Here is a 17504-nt window from a genome sequence, read left to right on the forward strand (position 1 = left end):
GAAGATGCCGAGCTGTCCGCTCTCCACGAACTTCTTCAGGCGGGTCTGGACGTCGCGGAAATAGCCGGGGCTGGACTTGGCATGGCGCGGCGCCACCGCCTGCTGGAGAGCCGAGGTTGCCTGCGGATCGGCCTTCAGCGCGTTGACCGGGTTGACCCAGTCCAGCGCGTGCAGGTGATAGAAATGGACGATGTGGTCATGGACCTGCAGCGTCTTCGCCATGATCTCGCGGATCAGGTGGGCGTTCTTCGGGATGCGGATCTGCAGCGCATCCTCCACCGCACGGACCGAGGTCAGCGCGTGGCAGCCGGTGCAGACGCCGCAGATGCGCTCGACGAAGGCCCAGGCGTCGCGCGGGTCGCGGCCCTTCAGGATCACTTCGAGCCCGCGCCACATCGTGCCGGTCGACACCGCGTTGCGGATGACGTTGTCGCTGTCGACGTTCACCTCGCAGCGCATGTGGCCTTCGATGCGGGTGACCGGATCGACGACGATGCGCTTGCCGCCGTTGTCGAGCGAGAACCCGTTCGGGGTCTGGACGATGCCCATGGTCAGACGTCTCCCTTGTGCTGCGCGCGCTTCAGGGCGCTGACCGCCGCGTGGGCGGCGATGATGCTGCCGACGCCGATGGCGGCGGTGGTGCCGATCTCGTCGGCGTTGGCTTCGATTCCGAACTGGAGGATGTCGGACTGGCGGGCGTACCAGGAGCCCTTGTCCCAGAAGCCGTCCTCCGAACAGCCGATGCAGCCGTGGCCGGACTGGATCGGGAAGCTGGTTCCCTCGTTCCAGCGGACGGTGGAGCAGGCGTTGTAGGTGGTCGGGCCCTTGCAGCCGACCTTGTAGAGGCAATAGCCCTTGCGCGCGCCCTCGTCGTCGAAGGACTCCACGAACTGGCCGGCGTCGAAATGCGGCCGGCGATAACATTTGTCGTGGATGCGCTGGCTGTAGAACATCTTCGGCCGGCCCTGCCGGTCCAGTTCCGGAATGCGGTCGAAGGTCAGCATGTAGGTGATGACGCCGGTCATCACCTCGGCGATCGGCGGACAGCCGGGGACCTTGATGATCGGCTTGTCGGTGATGACTTCATGCACCGGGGGTGGCGCGGGTCGGGTTCGGGCGCGCCGCCTGGACGCAGCCGAAGGAGGCGCAGGAGCCCCAGGAAATGATCGCCTTGGCATCCTTGGCGACCTTGCGCAGCTGGTCGGTGAAGGGCTTGCCGCCGACGATGCAGGACATGCCGTCCTGGTTCAGCGGCGGATTGCCTTCCACCGCAAGGATGTAGTTGCCCTTGTACTTCTCCATCACCTCGTCGAGGATCGCCTCGGCCTGATGGCCGGCCGACGCCATCAGCGTGTCGTCGTAGTCCAGCGAGATCATCGACAGCACCACGTCCTTGACCAGCGGGTGCGCGGAGCGGATGAAGGATTCCGAGCAGCAGGTGCATTCCAGCCCATGCAGCCACAGCACAGGCGTGCGCGGCTTGGTTTCCATGGCGTGGACGATCTGCGGAACCAGTTCCGGCCCCAACCCGAGGGCCGCGGCGGTCAGCGAGCAGTATTTCAGGAACGAACGGCGTGTGATCCCCTGCCGCCGCATCACCTCGTAGAAGGTTTCCAGCGTTGCCATCGGTTTGTTTTCTCCCCTGGGGCGGCACCGGCGTGCGAGGGACCGGTGCGCTTCTCCGCGGGGCATAGGCAACAACCGTGCCGTAATACGAACATTTGGCAAAGCAACGGTTTGACGTCCGGACGGCCGCTCCCCTCTGGCAAGTCCCCGGCCGAAACGACGGCCGGGGTGGCAGGGGAGTTGCCGGTGGTCGTCAGGCGGACTGGCTGTCCTCCTCCGGCCGGCCGATCAGCCGGTGAAGGGTCAGACCAAGAGCGGCGCCGGCCGCATGCAATCCGGCGGTGCTGGTCAGGAAGCCGGCGGCATAGCCCAGCGCCGCGGCGTCGGCCGGCATCTCCGCCCCATGGGCGAAGCCGTGGAACAGGCCGAAAAAGGCGGCGAACAGGGCGCCGACAATGCCGTTGCGCGACATCGGCATGACGCACAGCAGAGCCAGCACGACAGTGGAGGCGTAGATGGCCGGCTCGACCAGCGGCAGTTCGCCGCCGGTCAGCGCGAACAACCCTCCGGCCAGCATCGCCGCCATGAAGGCCCCCGGCACCGCCAGCACGGCGCGCCCGCCGATGGTGGCACCATAGACGCCGACCGTGACCATGGCGATCAGGTGGTCGAGCCCGCCCAGCGGATGCCCGATGCCGTCGAGGAAGCCGGCCCCGGCGAGATGGCCGGGATGGGCCAGCGCCGGGGTGGCGGCGAGCGCGGCGGCGGCCGCGATGACGGCAAGACGGGTGGTTTTCGACATATCGAACGGCTCCTCGGGGTTCTTGTGGTTTGGTGGTTTCTCCCGCCCAATTCTCCCTCTCCCCCCTGGGGAGAGGGTCGGGGTGAGGGGGATGCACATGCCGGATTTTCTTGGGGATCCTCGCTTTGCGTCCCCCTCACCCTAACCCTCTCCCCGGAGGGGAGAGGGGGTCGCGGGCGGGAGATGGTGTTTTAAGGTGCTCAATGCCTCTGCGCCGGCCCGCGCTCGATGCCGTAGCGTTCCAGCTTGGCGCGCAGGCCCATGCGGGACAGGCCCAGCTCGTCGGCGGCCTTGCTCTTGTTCCAGCGGCAGCGGACCAGCGTTTCCATCAGGATGCCGGCCTCCACCCGCTCGATCCGCGACTTCAGCGGTCCGCCCTGGCCGATCAGGTCGAGCGGCGGCAGCGGCCCGTCCTCCGGCGAGGCGGGGCGGGCGTTCAGCGCGGCGCCGCGCAGCACCTGGTCGGACAGCAGCTCCGCCCCCAGCGTGTCGCCCTCGCACAGCACCAGCATGCGCATGATCTCGTTCTGCAACTCGCGCACATTGCCGGGCCAGCCATAGGCCTCCAGGCAGGCCAGCGTGTCGGGGGCGAAACCGGCAACCGGCTTGCCATGGGCGGCCGACAGCCGGTCCAGGATGTGGCGGGCCAGCACCGGGATGTCGTCCGGCCGGTCGCGCAGGGGCGGCATGGTCAGCGTCATCGTGCTGAGCCGGTAATAGAGGTCCTCGCGGAAGCGGCCGGCCTTCACCTCGGCGGTCAGGTCGCGGTGGGTGGCGGCGACGACGCGGACATCGACCCGCCGCGTCTCGTTGGAGCCGACCGGCCGGATCTCGCCCTCCTGCAGGAAGCGTAGAAGCCGGACCTGGAAGGCCGGGCTGATGTCGCCGATCTCGTCCAGGAAGATCGTGCCGCCGTCCGCCTGTTCCAGCAGGCCGAGGCGGTTGCTGTGCGCGCCGGTGAAGGCGCCCTTCTTGTGGCCGAACAGTTCGCTTTCCAGCAGCTCGTCCGGGATGGCGCCGCAATTCTCGCAGTAGAAGGGCTGGTCGGACCGCGGACTGCCGTAATGGATGGCGCGGGCCAGCAACTCCTTGCCGGTGCCCGTCTCCCCCAGCACCAGCACCGGCACGTTGAAGCCGGCCACCCGTTCCGCCTGCCGGCAGACCTCCTCCACCGGGCTGCCTTCGGCCCTGACCAGCCCGTCGAAGCGGTAGGACTGCCGCACCCGCTCGCGCCTCGAGGCCACCCGGGTCTCCGCGACCGGCGGCAGCAGCTTCAGCTCGTTGGTCAGCCGGTCATGCTCGCGCTGCAGCTGGTACATCTTCGCCGCGTTGCGGGCGGTCAGCAGCAAATGGTCGGGGTGCCAGGGCTTGGTGATGAACTGATGGATTCCGGCGGTGTTGATGGCGCCGATGATGTCCTCGGGGTCGATGTAGCCGGTGATGACGATCCGCACCACCTCCGGCCAGCGTTCGCGCACCTGGGTCAGGAACGCGACACCGCTGACCTCCGGCATCCGCTGGTCGGAGAAGACCACCTGGATCCATTCGGTTTCCAGCAGGCGCAAGGCCTCTTCCGCCGACAGGGCGGTGAAGACCTCGAACTCCTCGTCCAGCAGGCGGGCGATGACCTCGACGGAGCGCGGCTCGTCATCCACCACCAGGATGCCGGGGCGGGCGGGGGCGGTCATCGCGCGGGATCCTTCCTCATTCAACCGGCCTCACTCGACCTCGAGATCCTTGATCGTCATTTCGGTGCCGCCGTTGGGATGCAGCCGGCTGCCGCCGCAGTGTGGGCAGGGCGACAGCCGGTCGTCCAGATCCACCGTGTCGCTGCAGTCGAAGCACCAGCCGCGGCCCGGCACGTCCAGCACCACCAGTTCCGCCCCTTCGGCCAGCGAGCCGCGCGTCACCACGTCGAAGCCGAAGCGCAGCGCCTCCACCTCCACCCCGGCAAAGCGGCCGATCTCCAGCCGGATTTTGGTCACGCGGCTGAAGCCGTTCGCCCGCCCGGCCTCCTCCATCGCCTGGAGCAGGCTTTCGCAGAGCGCCATCTCATGCATCGGCGGCCTCTCCCGAACCCATGCCGAGCAGCGCCCGGCGGGACGGGCGCACCGGATCGGCCTGGACCGGTACGGGATCGGGCGGCGGCGCCAGTTCCTCCTCGCGCCGGCGCCGGATCTCGGAGGTCTGGGCGCCATCTTCGCGGATGGAGGGATCGAAGAGGGAGACCAGAGCCGCCAAGGCCGTTTCCGTCGCTTGGAGCATGGAGGCGAACTCGAACATCGGCGAGAACAGCGAGCATGCCTTGTAGGCCCCCACGCCCTTGCGGTTGGCGTGGACGAACTCGTACCAGCCGGACGGGAACTCGATCAATTCCTTGGCGCCGGGGATCAGTGTCGACCAGTCGTCCCCCTCGCCCGGCAGCAGGACGAGGTTCAGGAACCAGGGGGTCACCAGCGCACCCAGCCAGCGCTCGTCATGGCGGCGGAAGCCGACCGCCTTCACCGCCAGCGCGTCGTTGACGATGGGCAGGCCGCGCATCTGCGCGGTGTGGATCTCGCGGAAGGCCGCTTCCAGCCGGGCGATGGTCTCCACCGGCTGGGCGGGCGGGGCAGGGGCATACGGCAGCGGGGTGGCAACCATCTCCACCGCTGCGGTTTCGCCGTCCAGCGCCATGAACTGGTCGCGGGCGCCGTCGCAGACCGGGCAGCGCCAATGGTCGGGCAGGGCGGCGAAGGCCGTGCCGGGCGGCACCTGCCAATGCTCGCAGCCCTCCGCCGGATCGTAGACATGCCAGCAGATCTTGCATTCCATCCGCGTCGCCGCACCGATGCGCGTGGCGTCGCCGAGGTAGGACCCTTCGAAGCGGGAGGCGGCGGCGCTCATCGCACCCGCTCCAGATCGGCCGCCAGCGCGTCGAGGATCTCGGACAGCCGTTCGGCGCTGTCGGCGATGTCCTCCGCCGCGGCGCAAACCACCGCCGGCACGTCGACGATCTCCACCGTGTCGAGGATCAGCGTATCGACGGAGTTGTAATAACGCACCCACCAGACGTTCGGCGTCGCGGTGGCGGTGACGCGGCAGTTGCCGTAGCCCCGCGACAGGATGGTGGTGGCGCCGACGCCCAGCCGCTGTTCGATGAAGGCCAGATCCTCGGGCGTGTGGGGCAGCAGGCTGAAATTCACCGCGTGGGGGCCGTCGCCGCGGCGCCAGGCGACGCTGCGGTCCAGCAGTTCGGTCAGGATCGGCTGGCCGTTCATCAGTCCGGCCGGCGCCGGCCCGGTCACAACCGGTGCAACGGCAGTGAAGGCGCGGTTCAGCGCCACCCGCGGGAAGGCGCCGATCAGCAGGCTTTCGCGCACGGCCCCGTCACCGAAGCCACGCACGCGCCAGACGCCGGCCAGCGACGCCTCCTGAATCTCCAGCCGGTCGCCGGCGCGGTCGACCTTCACCGCCACCTCGCCTTCGCCCAGCGCCTCGTCCACCAGGGCCAGAACCGGGGCGTCGAGATCGTCGACCGGAATGCGGATCTCCTCGCCCGCCGACCAGCCGGCCAGAGCCTGATGAATGCGGACCAGCACCGCGCGCGCCCGCCGCGGCGCGGGCAGGGTCGGCGACCTCCGGCACATGCGGTTCGTAGACGCGCATGCCCGACGGCATCGGCAGATATTCCAGCCCTTCCTCGGTCGCGTCGGGCTGGCTGCCGGGGCCGAAGCCGACCGGCGGGTGGGTCATGCCGAACAGGGAGTTCATGCCGCACCGCCTTCCGAAGCGCCTTCCAGAATCTCGCCGATCCGCTGCAGGTAATCGTCCCAGTCGCGCACGCGCGGAATGGCGCCCAGCAGCCGGTCGCCGCGCAGGAAGACCAGGGCCGGCAGGCTCATCATGCCGGTCAGCGCCAGGATCGCGCGCTCCGCCGCCTCGCCCGCGACAGCCGGGGTCAGGCGCGGGTGCAGCGCGCGGACCAGTTCCGGCAGGATGACGGCCACGTCGGCGGTCTCCGCATTGCCTTTGCCGTGGCCGGGCAGGAAGATCACCCAATCCTTGGCCGGCCGGCTTTTCTCCGGCTCTTCCAGCCAGGGGCGGTCGTCGGCATGGTCGAGCCGCCGATAGCCATGGACGTCGGTCAGCAGATCGACCAGCGGCGGCAAGGGCAGGCGCGGTTTGACGAGCGGGGGTGCAAGGTCGGTCATGGCGTCAGGCCTCCGTCAGGCCGGCCGCTCGGGCCGCCTCCAGGTGGGGGGAAGGGTCGGTTCGCGGCCGGTCAGGTCGGCGAAGGCGCTGTCCATAGTTTCCCCGTCCAGCGCCGCGGCCATCGCCGCCAGCGCATCGAGGATCTGCGCCGCCTCCTCGGGCTCCAGCAGCCGGCGGGCGGCGCCCAGGAAGCCGAGCACCCAGTCGCCGGAACCGGCCTCCGGGACCAGCGACAGGTCGATGGCGGATCCGTCCTCCGCCCGGCCTACGATCCCGTCGACGGAGGTCAAGCGCAGGGGAATGCCGATGCACATGCTGGCCACGCTCCCGTCAGGATGCCGTGGCGGACAGCGCCGCCAGAATCCGGGGATCGCCGATGCGGCAGGCATCCTCGGCGCTGGGCCGGCCGCCCTCATAGGCATCGCGGGCGATGGCCGGGGCGGCAATGTCGGCGGCAGCGTCCCGGCGTACGCCCTCCACGCCGAATTCGCCGCGCAGCAATTGCAGAATGACGTCGATTGTGGGGGCGACCTGAGCGGCGACGGTATCGGTCAGGCCGCCGCCGTAATCCTCCAGGCATTCCGGCTGGACCCCGACCAGGATCAGCTTTTCCGGGCAGCGGCCGAGGAACATGGCGCTGGCCAGCACCTCCTGAAACCCGGTCTGGTGCAGGCTCATCTTCTTGGCGCCCAGGAAAGCCGGCACCTCGTCGCCATGGAAGACGCGGCGGGTGCCCGGCGGCAGGCCATAGTCGATGGCGTCGACCACGATCAGCGCGTCGGCATTTTCCAGATGCGGCAGCAGATACAGCCCCTGGGTTCCACCATCCATCAGCGTGACGGTGTCGGGAAACCGCCAATCGGCGGCGAGACGCTCCACGGTGCGGACACCGAAGCCCTCGTCGGCCCACAGAATGTTGCCGATGCCCAATACCAGGATTCGCGCCGCCCCGCGTCCGTCACCGTGCCCTGTTCCGTCCATTCCCATGCCCCGGCGTCTGTCCCGTTCCGCGGCGTTCTGCCGCCGAGGCTTGTTCGTACAAGTTCCATGCCAGGACCGACCATAAGGTCAGCCCCTTGATCGGACGGCATATTTCCCCACCCATCGCTCGTCAGGGCAGCGATTGTGGACATCAACATTACAGCATGCATGGAAAGTGGCAACTTACTTGCCGGTCTGGCTGCGCGCTTGCCGCAGAGTGTGCCGTGCGATTGTTCGCCCCAGCCGAACGGTGAAACCAGGATCCGGGCGTTTATCCCGGCACCTCGCGGAATTAGATCTTGTCCATCAGGGCGGGCATCCCCGTCCGGTGGAGGGTCAAATGGCACGCATGGTTTCTCTCATGGTCTTCGTCGGCGTCATGTCCTACGCGGCGTTCATCGCCTCGTGACCGCCGCCATGCGGCGGCACTTCAGCTTCTTCAGATAACTGCCTGATAAAAGCGGTTTTCTTTCAGTGCACCGTGCAGACCATGCATGGGTCGAAGGACCGGACGATGTGCTGCACCGACAAAGGTGTGCGCTCCCCCCCTGCACCGGCGCGCCGACCAGAGCCTGCTCCAGCGGTCCGGGCACCCCGTCAAGGTCGCGGGGGGAGAAGTTCCAGGTCGTGGGCGCGATGATCTGATAACCGGCGATGCGCCCGCGCTCCACACACAGCCAGTGTCCGAGCGCGCCGCGGGCGGCTTCGGTCAGGCCTACCGCCTGGGCGTTGTCCGGCATCTCCGCCGTCGCGCACCAGGGGCCGTTGGGCTCGATGGCGCGCAGCCAGCCTTCCATGGAGCGAGTCGTGCGGGCCAGTTCCAGCAGACGGGCGACCACCCGGCTGCGCACCGATCCACCATCCTGCGCCACCAGCGCCCGGATCAGCGGGTGGCCGTCCACCAGTTGCCGCGCAATCGCCCCGGTCTCATAGGGAAGCCCGGCGAGCCGCGGCGCCTTGCACCAGCTGTATCCCTCCTGGTCCGCCCCATCGGGCACGGTCGAGCCGGCGAAGGGCGGGTGGGGGCGGTCCTGCCCGGCCATGCGGCTGAAACGGTGATGCTCGGCCACCTGATCGGGGTCGAAGTCGGCGTCCCGACCGTCTGCAAAGATGCCGCGGCGGTAGAGATGCCCGCCATCGGCCTGCGGATAGGCGCCATGGCTGAGAAACCGGCCATAGGCACGGCCGAGATGGGCAAGGTCCAGATCCTCAGCGATCTCCAGGAACAGGCGGAAATCGCCGGCCGGACCCGAAAGGCGCCAGCGTTCCAGATCCTCCGGCGCCGCAAGCTCCAGAACGCGGTCCAGCGGAGCGCCGAACAGGCTGTCCTCCAGGAAGCGGCGGAAGGCGCCTACGGTGGCGAGCAGCCGCACCCGGTCGCGCGCATCCGCTGCACGGGTCACGCCGCCGGGCTGGAGCGTCAGCGTGTGCGGCCACTTGCCGCCCAGAATGCCCAGCACGTGGAACAGCTCCGCCCGCGCCGCGGTGGCGCCGCGCCCGGCACTGCCCTGCGCCGCCTTGAAGCGAGCCTCCGCCCGCTCGAACCACGGACGGCCTTCGTAGGCGGGCCGGGCGAAGTCGGGCATGAAGAACAGGTGGAAATGGGTCAGGTGATCGGCGGCATTCTCCGTCGCCGTCATCAGGTTGGTCGCCAGAACGCCGTTGTGCGGCGCCTCCACCTTCATCGCTCCGGCCAGCGCCAGCGCCGCCGCGTGGCTCTGCGAGACGGAGCAGATGCCGCAGATGCGCGGCGCCACCACCAGTGCATCCATCGGGTCGCGCCCCTCCAATATCCGCTCGAACCCGCGGAACAGGGGGGAATTCACATAGGCGGCGGAAACACGTCCGCCGTCGATTTCAAGCTTTACCTCAAGATCGCCCTCTACCCGATTGAAAGGACCCACGATCAGGCGTCGTTTCGGCTCTTCGCTCACCGGTTCAGCCTTTCCGGGTAGGGCGGATGGTGGGCGGCACGACGATGCGGTCGGCGGCGGCGTTGCGGCGCACCCGTTCCGGCGTCGCCGCTTTGGCGAGGGAGGCCAGCGCCACGAACCATGCCTTCGGCATGTCGGTCGGCAGGCCGATGGGGATGCCGGCGAATTTCGGGGTCTGCTGGAACGGATGCCCCGGCTCCTCGAACCCCGGTGCCGTGCAGTTGATGCAGGCGGAGCCGCCGCGGGTGCAGGACCCCTCTCCGTTCCACAGGCGGGTGTTGCAGTCGGCATGGGCCTGGGTGCCCAGGCAGCCGAGATGCTCCATCAGGCAGCCGAGGTCCGACGGCTTCTCCGCGCTCGCCTTGTATTCGTAATACTCGTTGCGCGGGCAGCCATGGTGGACCAGATGGTCGGCGTAGAAGCGCGGGCGCTGGTAGACGTCCAGGTCCTCAGACCGCAAGGCCTCCTCGGCCAGCAGCATCAGCGTCTCGGTCACCCAGTTGGGATGGGTCGGGCAACCGGCGACATTCACCACCGGCAGGCCGCCGCGCGCGCGGAACTCCCCGCCCAGCGCCCCGCCGCGTTGCGTCCCCTCATATTGCAGGCCACAGGCATCGGCGATGTTCTCACCGCCCGCAGTGATGCCGCCATAGGCAGCACAGGTTCCTACGGCCACCACGGTGCCGGCGACGGCGGCCAGATCGCGCGCCCAGTCGATGGTGGGGCGCCCGGTCCCCGCCAACACATGGAAGCGCCCGGTGCCGTTCGGCCCGCGCAGCAGCGATCCCTCCACGCACAGCACGTCCAGCGGCTCCGCCCCGGACAGGATGCGCTCGAACAGATCCAGCGCCTCCGCTCCGGATTCCTCGGAAAGACTGGGATGCCAGAGCAGGCGGATGCCGGCCGTCTCGAACAGCGTCATCAGATCCGGGGATTCGGCACAGAGCAGCGACATGGTGCAGCCGCCGCAGCCGCCCGATTGCAGCCACAGCACCGACAGCGGACGTTCTCTCATCGCCTGTCCGTTCATCTTGCGGCCCCGTCCTTGCGCCCGGCCGCCGGCAGGGTCAGGGTGAACAGCGCCCCGCCATCGGGATGGTTGGCCGCGGCCAGAGCGCCGCCATGGTCGCGCACCAGCTGGTAGCTGATCGACAGGCCGAGCCCGGTGCCCTTGCCGACCGGCTTGGTGGTGAAGAAGGGATCGAAGACCCGGCCCAGGATGGCGTCGGGGATGCCGTGGCCGGTGTCGCGGATGGTGACGACGACCTCCCCGGCCTCCTCCCTGCCATGCAGCTCCAGCCGCTTGAGCGTAGAACCGGCCATGGCATCGATGGCGTTCTGGACGAGATTCATGGCGACCTGATGCAGGTGACCGGGATGACCGGCGATCTCCAGCGTCTCCGGCAGGTCGAAGACGACGGTCAGATCCGGCATCTGCGCCTTCGCCACCCAGGTCACGGCGGACCGGAGAAGGGCCGTCAGATCGAAGCGTTCCGAGGCGTGCTTCTGTTCCGACGAGAAGCGGCGAAGCTCCGCCACGATGTCGCGCACCCGCTCCGTTCCCTCCAGCATGCCGTCCAGCGTCGCCGCCGCGTCGGCGCGGGCGCGGTCGATGCGCAGCTCCTTGCGCTGGGCCGCCAGTTCGGCAGCGCCGGCGCCCTCATGCACGCGGTCGAGATAGGCGGTCATCCGGTCGACATAGCGGCGCATGGCATGGGCGTTGCCGTAGACGAACGAGATCGGGTTGTTCAGCTCATGCGCCACCCCGGCGACCAGCCGGCCGAGCGAGGCCATCTTTTCCGAATGGACCAGCTGCTGCTGGGTCTGCTTCAGCCCTTCATGGGCGGATGCGAGGTCGCGGTAGGCGCGGCGCAGTTCCCCGATGGGCCGGCCGACCAGCACCAGCCCGATGGCGTGGCCGCGCTGGTCGTAGCGCACCGTGCTGTTGACGGCGACCGGGAAGGGACCGGTCGGCCCACGCAGGGACAGCTCCACATCGCTGCCTCCCTCCCGCTGAAGGGCGGCGCTGCACAGCCGGGCGAAGGCGGGGTGGGAGCCGGAGTCGAGGAAGTCGCGCAGCAGCCGGCCGGTCAACTCCCGCCCGGTGCAGCCGAGCGCCCGCTCGGCGGCCGGATTGGTCTGCTCGATCCGGCCGTCGCGGTCGCAGGCGATGAGCACGTCGGTCATCGAGCCGAGGACGCTGGCGATGAAGGCCTGCGCCTCCTCCAGCTCGGCATTCTTGCGCTCCAGCTCCACCTGCTGCGACACCAGATTGGCGTAAGTCTCGTCCATCTTCCGGATCACCTCGATCCAGGCGCTCTCGGCGTCGGCATCGGGCAGCATGCCGGGGATGGAAAAGGGTTGCGACAGGGGGGCGGTCATGGGGCTCAGCCTAGCATGCTCCGCCCGCCTTGGGTGTGGTGGATTTCGTCAGGCGGTCCAGACCGACCACAGCCCGGCAACGCCGCTCAGCACCAGCACATAGAGCGCGAAATCGAACAGCGGCGAGTGCCAGACCCAGCCATAGGCGCCGACCGCACGCAATCCCCGGCGCAGCAGCGCCGACACCGCCCAGGCCACGACGGCCAGCACCAGAAGCGGGGGAAGGAACAGGCCGTAGACGTCGATCTCGCCGATCATGCGCGTGCCCTTTCAGGAAAATGCATTTCGTCCGTCGGCCGCGGCTCGCCGATTGCGGCGTCGGGGAACAGGCTGCGCCGCAGGGACGCCAGCGCCACCACCGCCCGATCGCGTTCGGGGCAGCGCGGCGCGGTGCCGACCGCCGACAGCAGTTCGTCCATGCTGCCCAGCAGTTCGGCCGGAGCGGGATCGGGACGCTTGGCCGACAGCGCGCGGAAATGGGCGGCGACGCCGCGCAGAAGCCGGTCCAGCACCGGCCCGGCCGCGACACCCAGCACCGGCCGGACCCGCTGAAGCTCCACCACGTTCAGCCCGACCCGCAGGTCGCGCACCGCGTCGATGGCGTCCACATCCACCGATCCGCCGGCCTGCGCCAGCCGGGCGGACAGCAGCCCGACCCGGTCAAGCATGCGGCTTTCGAAGCCATCGGCCGCCGGCACCGTCCTGCGTCCGGCCAGATCGGCGATCTCGCGCCAACCGACATGCAGCAGACGCCGCGCGCTCCAGGCGGCGCCGACCGACCGGCACAGGCGGGTGACCAGCATGGCGGTGACGATCCCGACGATCTGCCCGGCGCTGCTGTTCAGGAAGGAGGCGAAGTCGCCGGTCCCGGTGTCGAGCAGGCTGAGCGAGCCACCGACGCCGAAGATCAGCGCCATCGCCTTGCCCATCGTCGCCGGCCGGGCGACGAACACGCCCAATGTCACCAACGTCGGCGCCAGGCAGAGGGCCAGGATCGGAAAGCTGTCGAAGGACGGCAGCACCACCAGCAGGTAGAAGGCCGACAGCGGCATCGAAGCCAGCGTATAGACCAGGAACAGGCGGATGCCCGGCACCGGATCGTCGAAGGACGCGAAGAAGCAGGTGAAGACCGCCACCATCATCGCCGCCACCGAGCCGGACGACCAGCCTGTCAGGATCCAGAAGGCGCAGATGACGGTGATCCCCAGCAGCGCCGCCGCCGCCGACCACAGCGCCATGCCATGGTCGCGGTGGAAGACGCCGCGCGACCGCTTGCGCGCCAACGGATCCAGATGGTCGGGCAGGGCGTGGTCGCCGGATGCGATGTGCACCCGCAGGTCCTGGCAATCGCGATGGATTTCCACCAGCGACCGCAGGCGCCGGATGAAGCTGAAGCGGGTCGCCGCCTCCCAATCACCGGCCGAGTCCACGGCTTCCTCCGCCGCGAGCCTGTCGAGCCTGCCGGTCAGCCGCTCGGCCTCCGCCGGATCGGCACCGGCCCCGGCGGCGATCCAGTCGCGCACCGCGGTCAACACGGGGGCCACATCCGGCGGCAGCGTACCGTCCGCCCGGCGCAGTGCGATCAGCCGGTCCTGAACCGCGGTCAGCACCGGCAGCAGATACACCATCCGGTCCTGCAAGGCCCGCATCGGCCGGGTCATCCAGCGCAGGTCGGAGGTGTCGTAGGGCAGGTGGGTGGTCATCACCCGCAACTCGGTCAGGTCGCTCGCCATCTTGTGACGGTCGCGCAGGCGGGCGTCGATCTCCGCCCCGTCCAATGCGTCGAGCGTCCAGCGCTCCGCATCGCGCAGCGCCGCGTCGAGCTTGCCGAGCAGCACCGGACCCAAGCCCCGCGGCAGCACCACGCTGTGGATGACGGTGGCGCAGACGATGCCCAGGATGATTTCCTCCACCCGGGCAAGGCCGGTGTCGAAGATCGCCTCCGGATTGGCGACGCCGGGGAAGACGATCAGCCCGGCGGTGTAACCGGCCAGCATGAAGACGTAGCTGCGCGGCGTACGGTCCAACAGCGAGACGAACAGGCAACCGCCCACCCACAGCCCGACCGCCAGCGACAGCAGTTCCGGCGCGTTGATCAGCTCCACCGTCTGGATGATGGAGGCGATGCTGCCGATCACCGTGCCGACGACGCGGTACACAGCCTTGGACCGAACCGTTCCCGACAGCGGGCTCGACACCACATAGGCGGTCAGCATCGCCCAGAAGGGGCGCGGCAACCCCATGCCGAAGGCGATGTAGAGCGCCAGCATCGAGGCCGCGAAGGATTTCAGCGAGAAGACCAGCTCGTTGAAGGTCGGCGCCGGGGGCAGGGAGAGGGCAGGGGCGGAGTTGGGAGACTTCGGCATCGCGATGCGCTCACCGCTCCGCCGGCAGTCCGGCGACCTTCGGCGCAGGGGCGGGAGTGCCATCCGGAGCGCTGACGACCAACACCGTCGCGGTGCGTCCGGCCACCAGTTGAACCGACTCCGGAACCTCCTCCAGCACGATGCGCACGGGAATCCGCTGGGCCAGCCGCACCCAGTTGAAGGTCGGGTTGACGTTGGCGACCAGCCCGGTGCCTTCCGCCCGGTCGCGGTCGACGATGGCGCGGGTGATGCTGTCGATCCGCCCGCGCAGTTCGGCATCCGTCCCCATGATCCGCACGGAAACCGGCGCCCCGGCATGGATGCGCGGCAGCTTCGTCTCCTCGAAATAACCCATGACGTAGAAGGAATGCCGGTCGATCAGTGCAACCACCGCCTGCCCGGCAGCAACGTAATTGCCGGTCTTCAGCTGAAGGTTGGTCACATAGCCGTCGACCGTCGCCTTCACCTCCGTCCGCTCCAGGTTGAAGCGGGCGAGATCGAGCGCGGCTTCGGCCTGTTTGGTGGCTGCGGCGGCCTTGGCCATCGCCGCCATCACCTCCTGCCGCTGCGCGGTGGAGACGACGTTGTTGCCCAGCTGCTCGTAACGACGGGCCTCGGCACCGCGGTAGGACTGCTCCGCCCTCGCGCTGTCGAGATTGGCCTGGGCCTGCTCCACCGCCAGCCGGTAGCGGCCGGGGTCGACGACGAACAGCACGTCGCCCTTATGGACCGGCTGGTTGTCGGACACCCGGACATCGGTGACCAGCCCGGCGACGTCGGGCGACACCTGCACGATGTCGGCACGGACGCGGCCGTCGCGGGTCCAGGGCTCGTTCATGTAATAGTCCCACAGCCACAGGCCGCCGCCGACTGCCGCCACGGTGATCAGCAGGGTCACGGCGATCCGGGCCACGGCCCGCAAGGAAGGCAGGAAAGTCACGGTCTTGGTTCCTCAATCACCGCACCGATCGGACCGGAGGCACAGCGCGAGCAAGAGCGCCGCCGCACCACCGGGATCGCGCCGCGGTCAGGTCTGTTCGCGCTTGGCGTTGGTTTCGATGGTGGCGAGCACGCGGTAGCAGGCCTCCACGTCGGCGTCCGTCACGTTCGCCATCAGGCGCTGGCGGACGTCGTTCAACGCTTCGTTCACCTGCGCCAACAGCTGACGGCCGGCGTCGGTCATGTGCAGGGTTTTCGCCCGCCGGTCGCAGGCATCCTCCCGCCGTTCGACCAGCCCCGCGGCCTCCAGCCCGTCGAGCAACCGGACGAGCGACGGTCCTTCGACCGCCATCTCCTCCGCCAGTTCCCGCTGGCGCAACCCGTCGCCGAGTTCGGCCAGCAGCATCAGCGGCGTAATCGCCGAGCTGGAGAATCCACTGTCCGCCAACACCCTGTTCGCCGCCCGCCGCCACAGATGAGAGGCGCGGAACAGGTGCAGGCCGAAATTAGGAGGAAGGCGAAGAGGCTTATCTTGTAGCATGGCTATTTAATAGGTTTGCTATCTAAATTCGGCAAGTGGCCCCGGCGCTGCGATGCCCCAATCTGGTGCATGGCTGGTTTGAGGAGTGTGCAATAATTTTCCATAACCAAAGTTATGTGTCGGAGCTCTTTTAGGCGGGTAGGTTCTATTCTGAAGTGCAACTCCGCTCCCTGCCGCCGACGCAGACGAGCCATGACCATTGGCACCGTATGGCAGACTTCACGCTCGAATCCCGAAGCTGATAAGGAAGAGGCTGCAAAGCGCCGGAACGGCGAGACGATGAGACCGGAGACGCCCGTGACGATCAATGCCGCGTCCGCAACGCTGAAGGCCGTTCTGATTGGCAAAGCTATCCCGTTCGGCAAGCCGGGAGCGTTCAGCGCCATCGACAAGCAACCGGCCGACGGCGCACTCGCCATCGGGACGGCTGGTCTTGCCGGCGACGAGCAGGCCGATCTCCGCAATCACGGCGGCCCGGACAAGGCCGTGCACCATTACCCGTACGACCATTACGCGGGCTGGCGGGCCGACCTGCCCTCCCCCGTTCCCTTGCTGGAGACGGTCGGGGCCTTCGGCGAGAACCTGTCGACGCTGGGCCTGACCGAGGAGGAGGTCTGCGTCGGCGACGTGTTCCGCATCGGGACGGCGACGCTGCAGGTCAGCCAGGGGCGCCAGCCCTGCTGGAAGCTGAACCACCGTTTCGGCGTGACGGACATGGCGCGCCGGGTTCAGGCCACCGGCCGGACCGGCTGGTATTATCGGGTGCTGGAACCGGGCGTGGCCGCCGCCGGCGACGGCGTCGCGCTGGTCGAGCGTCCCCTGCCCGACTGGCCGCTGGCCCGCATCCTGCGTGCCTTCTATCACGACACCGGCGACGTCCGGACGCTGGCGGGAATCGCGGAGTTGGAGCCGCTCGCCCCCGGCTGGCGCGATCTGGCCCGGCGGCGGGTGGAGAGCGGCAGGGTCGAGGATTGGAGATCGCGTTTGGGAGAGTAGGCGCCCAAACCGCCGGACGTCATACGTCTGTCATGGAGCTGCTGTAGCGTTGCGCGCGGGCGCGGGGTCGTGCCGACGCTGCTTGCCAGGGGAAGCTCCCGTGTACGACATGTCCACACCGAACGTCATTCCTGCGGCCGATCAGGCCGGTTGCTTCCCCGTCGCGGCGCCGGGCTCGTCACCCGTGCGTATCCGCAATTCGGCGGAAGCGGATGTGCCGGCCATGCTGGAGATCTACAGTTACCACATCCAGCGGGGGCTCGGCCCCTACGACATCGAGCCCCCGCACCCGGAGGAGTTGAAACGCCGCCGCAAGGCGATGCTGAAGCGCCGGCTGCCGCATCTGGTCGCGGATCTGGACGGGCTGGTCGTCGGCTATGCCTATGCCGCACCTTTCCGCAAGCGGCCGGCCTACCGCTACACCGTTGAACACTCGATCTACATTCACAAGGACCATCAGGGCCGCGGCATCGGCCGGCTTCTGCTGCCGACGCTGATCGAGGCCTGCACCGCCGCCGGCTGCCGCCAGATGATCGCGGTGGTGGACAGCGCCAATGCCCCGTCGCTGCGGCTGCATGAATCCTGCGGCTTCATACAGGCCGGCATCCTGCGCAATGTCGGCTTCAAGTTCGGGCGCTGGACCGACAGCGTCTTTCTTCAACGTGCCCTGGGAACCGCCGACCGCGAGCCGCCGCATGACCATCGCGGTAACTGGGCGGCTGAATAATCGCCCTTGCCGACCGCTACAGTCCGGCCCTTTCCTCTCATCATCGCTTCCTGCCCTTCCGGAGACCCGTCGCATG

General features: G+C 68.5%; 18 protein-coding genes and 1 pseudogene. 2 read left to right on the top strand and 17 right to left on the bottom strand.

Going from position 1 to position 17504, the window contains the following annotated elements:
• The 17 genes and pseudogenes from F1643_RS19820 to F1643_RS19900 all read right to left on the bottom strand — a co-directional run.
• Window positions 1–549, bottom strand: a 549-nt coding sequence (locus F1643_RS19820) for a nickel-dependent hydrogenase large subunit (protein WP_194914983.1), incomplete at its 3' end; no start/stop codon positions are given.
• A 2-nt stretch (window positions 550–551) separates the two neighbouring features.
• Window positions 552–1626: pseudogene (locus tag F1643_RS19825) on the bottom strand (hydrogenase small subunit).
• A 193-nt stretch (window positions 1627–1819) separates the two neighbouring features.
• Window positions 1820–2368, bottom strand: coding sequence for a HupE/UreJ family protein (locus F1643_RS19830; RefSeq protein WP_194914984.1), 549 nt, complete (start codon window positions 2366–2368; stop codon window positions 1820–1822).
• Between the two features lie 200 nt (window positions 2369–2568).
• The gene (locus F1643_RS19835; RefSeq protein ID WP_194914986.1) at window positions 2569–4056 is read right to left on the bottom strand and encodes a sigma-54 dependent transcriptional regulator; all 1488 of its coding nucleotides are present in this window, start codon (window positions 4054–4056) and stop codon (window positions 2569–2571) included.
• Between the two features lie 30 nt (window positions 4057–4086).
• Window positions 4087–4428: a hydrogenase maturation nickel metallochaperone HypA gene (gene hypA, locus F1643_RS19840; protein WP_194914987.1), complete on the bottom strand. Its 342-nt coding sequence runs from the start codon at window positions 4426–4428 to the stop codon at window positions 4087–4089.
• The gene (hybE, locus tag F1643_RS19845; RefSeq protein ID WP_194914988.1) at window positions 4421–5254 is read right to left on the bottom strand and encodes a [NiFe]-hydrogenase assembly chaperone HybE; all 834 of its coding nucleotides are present in this window, start codon (window positions 5252–5254) and stop codon (window positions 4421–4423) included. The genes hypA and hybE overlap by 8 nt, the downstream gene beginning before the upstream one ends.
• Window positions 5251–5949 carry a hydrogenase expression/formation protein gene (locus F1643_RS19850; RefSeq protein WP_370540723.1) on the bottom strand — a complete coding sequence of 233 codons (699 nt, stop codon included), beginning with the start codon at window positions 5947–5949 and terminating at the stop codon, window positions 5251–5253. The genes hybE and F1643_RS19850 overlap by 4 nt, the downstream gene beginning before the upstream one ends.
• Window positions 5950–6117: 168 nt before the next feature.
• Complete coding sequence (locus F1643_RS19855) at window positions 6118–6561, bottom strand: hydrogenase (RefSeq protein ID WP_194914989.1); 444 nt, start codon at window positions 6559–6561, stop codon at window positions 6118–6120.
• A gap of 15 nt (window positions 6562–6576) precedes the next feature.
• Window positions 6577–6876 carry a HypC/HybG/HupF family hydrogenase formation chaperone gene (locus F1643_RS19860; RefSeq protein WP_255543090.1) on the bottom strand — a complete coding sequence of 100 codons (300 nt, stop codon included), beginning with the start codon at window positions 6874–6876 and terminating at the stop codon, window positions 6577–6579.
• A 16-nt stretch (window positions 6877–6892) separates the two neighbouring features.
• Window positions 6893–7543 (bottom strand): HyaD/HybD family hydrogenase maturation endopeptidase, encoded by a 651-nt coding sequence (locus tag F1643_RS19865; protein WP_194914990.1) that lies wholly within the window; start codon window positions 7541–7543, stop codon window positions 6893–6895.
• 395 nt (window positions 7544–7938) lie between these two features.
• Window positions 7939–9447 carry a nickel-dependent hydrogenase large subunit gene (locus F1643_RS19870; protein WP_370540724.1) on the bottom strand — a complete coding sequence of 503 codons (1509 nt, stop codon included), beginning with the start codon at window positions 9445–9447 and terminating at the stop codon, window positions 7939–7941.
• Window positions 9448–9481: 34 nt separating this feature from the next.
• On the bottom strand, window positions 9482–10492 hold the full coding sequence (locus F1643_RS19875; protein ID WP_255543091.1) for a HupU protein: 1011 nt from the start codon (window positions 10490–10492) through the stop codon (window positions 9482–9484).
• A gap of 11 nt (window positions 10493–10503) precedes the next feature.
• Entirely contained in the window at window positions 10504–11859 is a 1356-nt protein-coding gene (locus F1643_RS19880; protein ID WP_194914992.1) for a sensor histidine kinase, read from the bottom strand.
• A gap of 48 nt (window positions 11860–11907) precedes the next feature.
• Window positions 11908–12117, bottom strand: coding sequence for a DUF1656 domain-containing protein (locus F1643_RS19885; RefSeq protein ID WP_194914993.1), 210 nt, complete (start codon window positions 12115–12117; stop codon window positions 11908–11910).
• On the bottom strand, window positions 12114–14225 hold the full coding sequence (locus tag F1643_RS19890) for an FUSC family protein (RefSeq protein ID WP_194914994.1): 2112 nt from the start codon (window positions 14223–14225) through the stop codon (window positions 12114–12116). The genes F1643_RS19885 and F1643_RS19890 overlap by 4 nt, the downstream gene beginning before the upstream one ends.
• 10 nt (window positions 14226–14235) lie before the next feature.
• Window positions 14236–15165 (bottom strand): efflux RND transporter periplasmic adaptor subunit, encoded by a 930-nt coding sequence (locus tag F1643_RS19895; RefSeq protein WP_370540725.1) that lies wholly within the window; start codon window positions 15163–15165, stop codon window positions 14236–14238.
• 87 nt (window positions 15166–15252) lie between these two features.
• Window positions 15253–15612, bottom strand: coding sequence for a MarR family winged helix-turn-helix transcriptional regulator (locus tag F1643_RS19900; RefSeq protein WP_255543092.1), 360 nt, complete (start codon window positions 15610–15612; stop codon window positions 15253–15255).
• Window positions 15613–16002: 390 nt separating this feature from the next.
• Between F1643_RS19900 and F1643_RS19905 the strand changes: the two genes are divergently transcribed.
• Window positions 16003–16701: an MOSC domain-containing protein gene (locus tag F1643_RS19905; RefSeq protein ID WP_370540726.1), complete on the top strand. Its 699-nt coding sequence runs from the start codon at window positions 16003–16005 to the stop codon at window positions 16699–16701.
• Window positions 16702–16810: 109 nt separating this feature from the next.
• Window positions 16811–17428 (top strand): GNAT family N-acetyltransferase, encoded by a 618-nt coding sequence (locus F1643_RS19910; RefSeq protein ID WP_194915006.1) that lies wholly within the window; start codon window positions 16811–16813, stop codon window positions 17426–17428.
• The last annotated feature ends 76 nt before the right edge of the window (window positions 17429–17504 follow it).

Source organism: Azospirillum sp. INR13, assembly GCF_015390205.1.
Taxonomy (GTDB): domain Bacteria; phylum Pseudomonadota; class Alphaproteobacteria; order Azospirillales; family Azospirillaceae; genus Azospirillum.

Excerpts from the sequence above, each read along its gene's own strand:
- F1643_RS19830 (WP_194914984.1), bottom strand. The coding sequence starts at position 2,368 with ATGTCGAAAACCACCCGTCTTGCCGTCATCGCGGCCGCCGCCGCGCTC.
- F1643_RS19835 (WP_194914986.1), bottom strand. The coding sequence starts at position 4,056 with ATGACCGCCCCCGCCCGCCCCGGCATCCTGGTGGTGGATGACGAGCCG.
- hypA (WP_194914987.1), bottom strand. The coding sequence starts at position 4,428 with ATGCATGAGATGGCGCTCTGCGAAAGCCTGCTCCAGGCGATGGAGGAG.
- hybE (WP_194914988.1), bottom strand. The coding sequence starts at position 5,254 with ATGAGCGCCGCCGCCTCCCGCTTCGAAGGGTCCTACCTCGGCGACGCC.
- F1643_RS19855 (WP_194914989.1), bottom strand. The coding sequence starts at position 6,561 with ATGACCGACCTTGCACCCCCGCTCGTCAAACCGCGCCTGCCCTTGCCG.
- F1643_RS19860 (WP_255543090.1), bottom strand. The coding sequence starts at position 6,876 with ATGTGCATCGGCATTCCCCTGCGCTTGACCTCCGTCGACGGGATCGTA.
- F1643_RS19865 (WP_194914990.1), bottom strand. The coding sequence starts at position 7,543 with ATGGACGGAACAGGGCACGGTGACGGACGCGGGGCGGCGCGAATCCTG.
- F1643_RS19875 (WP_255543091.1), bottom strand. The coding sequence starts at position 10,492 with ATGAGAGAACGTCCGCTGTCGGTGCTGTGGCTGCAATCGGGCGGCTGC.
- F1643_RS19880 (WP_194914992.1), bottom strand. The coding sequence starts at position 11,859 with ATGACCGCCCCCCTGTCGCAACCCTTTTCCATCCCCGGCATGCTGCCC.
- F1643_RS19885 (WP_194914993.1), bottom strand. The coding sequence starts at position 12,117 with ATGATCGGCGAGATCGACGTCTACGGCCTGTTCCTTCCCCCGCTTCTG.
- F1643_RS19890 (WP_194914994.1), bottom strand. The coding sequence starts at position 14,225 with ATGCCGAAGTCTCCCAACTCCGCCCCTGCCCTCTCCCTGCCCCCGGCG.
- F1643_RS19910 (WP_194915006.1), top strand. The coding sequence starts at position 16,811 with ATGTCCACACCGAACGTCATTCCTGCGGCCGATCAGGCCGGTTGCTTC.